Annotated in this window: 4 protein-coding genes and 1 pseudogene; 2 read left to right on the top strand and 3 right to left on the bottom strand. The window is 65.1% G+C overall.

Annotated features, from left to right (window positions below):
• Positions 1-178: 178 nt before the first annotated feature.
• On the top strand, positions 179-508 hold the full coding sequence (locus ABD774_RS21085; protein WP_345045631.1) for a hypothetical protein: 330 nt from the start codon (positions 179-181) through the stop codon (positions 506-508).
• Positions 509-993: 485 nt separating this feature from the next.
• Here ABD774_RS21085 and ABD774_RS21080 read toward each other — a convergent pair whose 3' ends face one another.
• From ABD774_RS21080 to ABD774_RS21070, 3 genes and pseudogenes are all read right to left on the bottom strand, one after another.
• On the bottom strand, positions 994-1,680 hold the full coding sequence (locus ABD774_RS21080) for a hypothetical protein (RefSeq protein ID WP_345045629.1): 687 nt from the start codon (positions 1,678-1,680) through the stop codon (positions 994-996).
• Positions 1,681-1,944: 264 nt separating this feature from the next.
• Positions 1,945-3,312, bottom strand: a complete 1,368-nt coding sequence (locus tag ABD774_RS21075; protein ID WP_345045626.1) for an MFS transporter — start codon at positions 3,310-3,312, stop codon at positions 1,945-1,947.
• Between the two features lie 276 nt (positions 3,313-3,588).
• A pseudogene (locus ABD774_RS21070) lies at positions 3,589-4,485 on the bottom strand (IS5 family transposase).
• A gap of 579 nt (positions 4,486-5,064) precedes the next feature.
• Here ABD774_RS21070 and ABD774_RS21065 point away from each other — a divergent pair.
• Positions 5,065-5,685, top strand: coding sequence for a recombinase family protein (locus ABD774_RS21065; RefSeq protein ID WP_345045624.1), 621 nt, complete (start codon positions 5,065-5,067; stop codon positions 5,683-5,685).
• Positions 5,686-5,906: the final 221 nt, after the last annotated feature.

Genomic DNA, 5,906 nt, shown 5'->3' with positions numbered 1-5,906 from the left:
ATTCCGCGCGACCCGCACGACGTCGTCGCGGAACTCCTTGGGGTATGGCTTAGGCACGGTGCACATCCTTCCAGTGGCACCCTGCGGCACCACAGATCAGATGTCACCTATCCGTGCAGCAGACCCTTCTTCGAGGGACACGCGCCGTGAAATCCGGCACACGGGTGAGGTGCTCACGATGAGCTACTACTGGTTCCGCGGCGACTACACCATCAGTCTCGACGATCCCGGATACGGCGTTCTCGAAGTAAGTCACGACGGCACGGGGTGGTACGTGAGGTTGACCGGCAAGCGCCTGGGCCGGTTCCCTGCGGCTCTCACGTTTCGTGCGCTCGGCGCCGAGGACAATGAGATGGAGCAGCGGCTCCTGCCGCAGCGGCTGTCAGTTGCGGAGGCTCGCGAACTGCTCCCGGCACTTCAACTGGGCATCATTGCCGCAGCCTCTGGTTCGGAAAAGTTCGAGCGCCTCTTCCCGGATGCTGAGGGGCCACCACAGGGTCCGATTTGAGTCGACTGCGGTGCGGGCTCACTCACATACCCGGAGACCGAGACGTTCTGCGGTGCGTGTCTCGAGAACGGGCACACACCGTTCGGGAGTGACGCGACCTGGGCGGAGGCTGGCCAAAGGTATGAGGTCGAATGGGCATCCTGGGTGCGCCAGCACCCGATCAGCTAGGCAAATCGCAGCGGAGTAACGCCGGTCCGTGCCCCCCTTGAGGGGCCACTTACTAGGTGAATCTGTCGAAGCCGGAAGGCGCGTGGAGCATCCTGGTGGCAACCGAAGGGAGCGCAGCGACCGGAGGGCGGCAGCTTTTGGTGAGTCGCCCGCGCCGGTAGATCCGGTCGTTGGGCGAGGTGATGGAGGTGAGCAAGAGCGCTCGAACGGAGCTCCGCGCCGGCTCCTTCTGTCCAACTGGTCGTCAGAAGGAAGGCTGAGCCCGCCGAGGTTCAGTCTCCGACGATGGATCTCAGCACCCGCTGGGGAGTGGGTTGTTAGTTGGGCTTCTCTGCGAGCCAGATCGCATGATCAATCTCCCAGGGGGTGTACGTCCGGGAAGCATCGCTAAGATTCTTGGCTACTTGACGGATCAAGCTCAGAGCACTTCCAGGTTCTCCGGTGAATCCGCGTCGCCTGAGCCAGCGCATGACCATTCGGTCCGGCTTCACGCCTTGGTCATCCCCTACGAGCATCCAGAAATAGCTGCGTCGGATGCCGTACTGCCCCTCGCCCGGTACTTCAGCGAGTGAGACGTTTACGGCGTCGTAAATGTCGCCGCCGCTGGCGATCCCCTGCGCAATGTTGAGGGTTGTGACGTTGTGGTCCACCAGGACCTGAGCGAACCGCCTGGCTGCCTCAGCTTTGAGGATTCCGCTTCGCGTCGACGTCCGTTGCCGATTGGTCTGCGCCAAGAGCGCGTCGGTATCAGGGTAGTGCGCAAGGAATGTTGTGAGTGGTACGGCATCCGCCGTGGGGACTTCAGCCAGGGGGGCGACTGGTATCTGATCGGTAAGAGTCAGGGCAACATTCCGTACTAAGGGCGTAACGACGTCGTCGTAGTCCGAACCTATCGACCAGACGGCGTCGAGGACGCAGTACGTGAGACTCGTCCAACCCACGGTTCGGGGTTGGGGCTCTAGGGCGCGAATGTCGGCTGTTAGGGAATCGATGTCGATAGTCACTGTAGGACACTATCGAAGGCCCTCGGTCGTAGCTTCCGATGCCATGTAATGCGTATCGCCACCCTCCGCGTGGCACGTTCACTCGGCCAATAGTCGAGCAATTGCTTGCTGGAGGTCGATGCACTCAGTATTGGCGATCGGTCGCTCGTCGGACTCCTCGCCGGCCGGCGCAGCCTGGGCGACGCAGTCCCCTAGGGCGTGTCTCCCAATTGCTTCATGCGTTCCGGTGTCGTCGAGGACCTCGTGAAAGCGCCTGATCGGCCGCTACCGCGACGCCATAGTTCTCGGGCTTGCAGCGGCGAGGCGGTGAATCATCAACACCGCGAGCGGGAGCAGGCCGGCGTACAGAATCTGTGAACGCGGCAAGGACGTGTCGACGAGGCCGAAGCCGGTGCCGAGCCAGCTGTAGGCGACGGTGGTGACCAGGGCGGTGCCGATCGCCTCGGCCAGGATGACTGCGGCGGCCATTCGATCTTGGGAGATCCCGTCGCCCGGCTGCGGCGGGGTGAAACAGCGGCCGAGCAGGTCGGGATAGATCATGCCCATGCCGAGTCCGAGGACGCCCGCCCCGGCGAGAAGTCCCACCCAGGCATGCCCCTGCGTACTGGCGAGCAAAGTCGTACCCAGGAGTATCGCAATCGCTATGGCGACTGCTGCGCCACCGGTGAGCACCCGCCGTCGGAAACCGTCCCTCGTCGCGGGATGCGCACCGCACCACAGGCCGAGAATGGCCCACACGAAAGCTGGCGCGGCGATGATGAAGCCGTACCGATGCGCCTCGAGGCCAAAGGCGTCGTGAGCGACGACCGACAAAACCAGTGCTGCACCGAAGTAGACCCCCGTGGTGACGAAAAGCGCGGACAGCGCCGCCGGACGACCTGTGGCCCCCCGGAGCGAGCCCGCTGGCAGCAGCGCGCGTGCCGCCCAGAGCATGAGCAGGCCGCCGGCGGCGATCCCCAGGCCCGACCACACCCCGGCCGGGACCGACAGAACCAGGGCCCCTGTCGCGAGGACGATGGCCCATGCCCACGGTGCCTTCTCGGGTGCCTCGTCGTCCGAGCGGGGCGGCATGTAGTAAGCGATCATCATCCGCACCAACAGCAGCACGGGGAGGAAGGCGACCATCGCCCACCGCCATCCGAAAGCCGAGGAGATGGACGCCGCGTAGGCGGGACCGACCAAAGATGAGACCACCCAGACGCCAGACATGCCGGCCAGCACAAGCTGCCGGTGTCTCGGTGGGAGACCCCGCGCCACGGCGCCCATCGACACAGTGGCCAACCCACCAGCCGCCAACGCGCGGATGACCGTGCCGGAGATGAAGGCCTGCATCGACAGCGCCAGCGCACAAACAACCGCTCCGACGACCGTCACGAGGGTCAGGGCCAGCATCAGCGGACCGATGCGAAACCTGGACAGCAACCAACCGCCCAACGGCATCGTCAGGAACATCGCCGCCTGGGAGGACGCGTTCAGCACCCCGTACAGATGGGCACCGTCCAGCTCGGCCGCCACAAGGGGCATGACCGTCTGCGAGAGGAATGACTGCATGCCCGCCAGCAATTCCACCGCCAGCAGCGACACCGCCAGCATGAATACTGGCGTTTGCCCGCGACCGACAATGATTCGCACCTTACGGAGCCTAGGCCCGCATGACAGGCGACCTTTCTACGACGCGCACCGTCGGCGCCGTCTACCACAGAACTTCCGACTCCTCGGAGGACATCCAACGCATGCTGAAGAGCAACTCTCATTTCCCATCAACGACGTCGTCGAAGCCTTTGTCTCGCCATCGCCGCTACACGAGGACGCACACCGAGCACCAACACGCCCCCGCCACATACCACCCAATGCCACACGCGTACCGACAGTGAGGCCACAACCCCGGAAGCCATGAGACCTACACGATCATCGCGGCCCGCGTAATGCTTTCAGCCAGATGGTGACGGCGCGCAGGACCACGCCGCCGCGGTAGGTCAGGGCGAGCTTGTCGTAGCGGGTAGCCAGGGCCCGCCACTGCTTGAAGACGTTGAAGGAGCGCTCGACAACGTTGCGCCGTCTGTACGCAACGGTGTCGTACGTGACCGGACGTCCGCCCCTGGACCCGCGGCGCTTGCGGTTGGCGACCTGGTCCGAGCGCTCGGGGATGACGGCCTGGATGCCGCGACGGCGCAGCAGCGCCCGGTTCGCCTTCGAGGAGTAGGCCTTGTCGGCCAGCGCCCGCACCGGTGTGGTCCGGGCCCGTCCGGAGCCGAGCCGGGGTACGTGCAGGGAGTTGATGACGTGCTCGAACATCGGGGAGTCTCCGCCCTGCCCGGGCCCGAGAAGCATCACCAGCGGGCGCATGTTCCCGTCGCACAGGTGATGGATCTTCGTGCTCAGGCCGCCGCGGGAGCGGCCGATGGCGTGGTCAGGCGGCTCCTCGAGCAGTTTCATGTAGTTCGACGGGTCCCCCTGTGTCCCTGGGGAGGTTCGTGGCGTGCTGGTGGGCACGGTTGATCGTCGAGTCGATCGACACCTCCCAGTCGATCAGCCCGGCCGCGTCGGCGCGGGTGAGCAGCGTGGTGAGGACCTTGTCCCAGGTCCCGTCACCGCTGAAGCGGCGGTGGCGCTTCCACACCTCTGCCACGGCCCGAACCGCTCGGGCAAGTCACGCCACGGGATACCGGCCCGGTAGCGGTAGATGATGCCCTCGACCACCGTGCGGTGCTCCCGGAACGGCCGGCCGCGCCGACGCCCCGGGGCCGGCATCAACGGGGCGATCAGCTCCCACTCGGCGTCGGTTAACACAGCAGCTCGCGACACCGCCGAAGCGTTTCAGCACGGCGGCTCAACTATTGGGAGACACGCCCTAGCACGGCAGTGAGCTGGATTGCCAGGGCTGCCCGTACCTCGGTGGAAGTGGGGTTCGGCCCCGTTGGGTCATCCATGTTCTGTGGCGAATCGCACGCGGTTGCCGCAAGCTCTGCACTGGTAGCGCCGGCCTCTCGCGCCTCGGCACACGCCTTGGCGGTATCTACAGCGTCGGTGTCGTCACTAACGACGATGTTGGAGAACAGTGCGAAGGCGATCAAGCCGACCGCGAGCCCGACCACCGTGCGGCGATGCCCGGCGCGCCTCGAACTATTGCGGGGTGGCAGTCCTGCCATAGTCAAACCGCCAGTAAAGGATCCTCCACTGCGGCCCGGCGAATCTCAGTCGGGGCGGGGTAGACGCACCGCCAGCGCTCCCTCGTAGTGTCGCTGGCTAGTGCCAAGGGGCGGCCGCCCACCAGACCGTCGCAATGGGGTACAGCCCAACTCAACAGCCCAAGACAGCAGTTTTGCCTGTTGCGTAGAGCCCACTTCTAACGCTTCTGCGACAGATACGTGCAAGGGTCCAGACATGACGCAACAGACCGGGCAGCGGATCGGGTACGCGCGGGTATCAAGCACCGACCAGAACCTCGCCCGGCAGATCGCCACGCTCGGCAAAGTGCACCGGCTGTTCGAGGAGAAGCAGTCCGGCGCTCGGCGCGACGGTCGCACCGCACTGGCGGAGATGATCACCTACGCCTGCGAGGGGGACACCGTCGTGGTCGCCTCGATGGACCGACTCGCACGTTCGGTCGTGGACCTGAACCAGATAGTGGGTGAGTTGGTCGCCAAGGGCGTAGTCGTTGAGTTCCTCGACGAGCGGGTCGCCTTCCGGCCGGGCGCCACCGACGCCTTCGCGGAGTTCCAAATAAACATCATGGCGTCCTTCGCCCAGCTGGAGAAGGCCATCGCCAAGGAACGGCAGGCCGAAGGCATCCGCGCCGCAAAGGCGCGAGGCGTCTACACCGGCAGAGCACCCAAACTGACCGCCGAGGACCTGACCAACGCTCGCGAGTGGATCGAGGCCGGCGTACCCAAGGCCCAGGTCGCACGCCGGCTCGGCGTTGACCGATCGACCCTCTACCGCGCCCTACCGCTCGCGCCCACGCAGGCGATTTCGGACGCTGGTGCGGCCGGCGGCGAGAGCTGATGGGACGAGGCGTTCTGCCGTCGCACCATCTGACCGCCTCCGGAACCTCTTAAACCGCAACTCGATATGACCAAAGTGAGGTTGGTTCCAAGCGGTGTCAACGGACAGTGGGATGTCCTTGTGGGCGGACGGGTGATCTCCCTGTGGGCGGACAGTTCATCTCCCTGTCCGCGGTCAGTTGATCTCCCTGGTTGTTAGTTCAAGGGGATCACCCCGCGTCC

Source organism: Georgenia daeguensis (assembly GCF_039537705.1).
In the GTDB taxonomy this organism is placed as follows: Bacteria; Actinomycetota; Actinomycetes; order Actinomycetales; family Actinomycetaceae; genus Georgenia; species Georgenia daeguensis.
The sequence above is the reverse complement of the archived record's forward strand: the minus strand, read 5'-3'. Positions and strand labels throughout refer to the sequence as shown.

What these genes read in the sequence shown, in the direction of transcription:
- ABD774_RS21085 (WP_345045631.1), top strand. Translation starts at nt 179, where the DNA reads ATGAGCTACTACTGGTTCCGCGGCGACTACACCATCAGTCTCGACGAT.
- ABD774_RS21065 (WP_345045624.1), top strand. Translation starts at nt 5,065, where the DNA reads ATGACGCAACAGACCGGGCAGCGGATCGGGTACGCGCGGGTATCAAGC.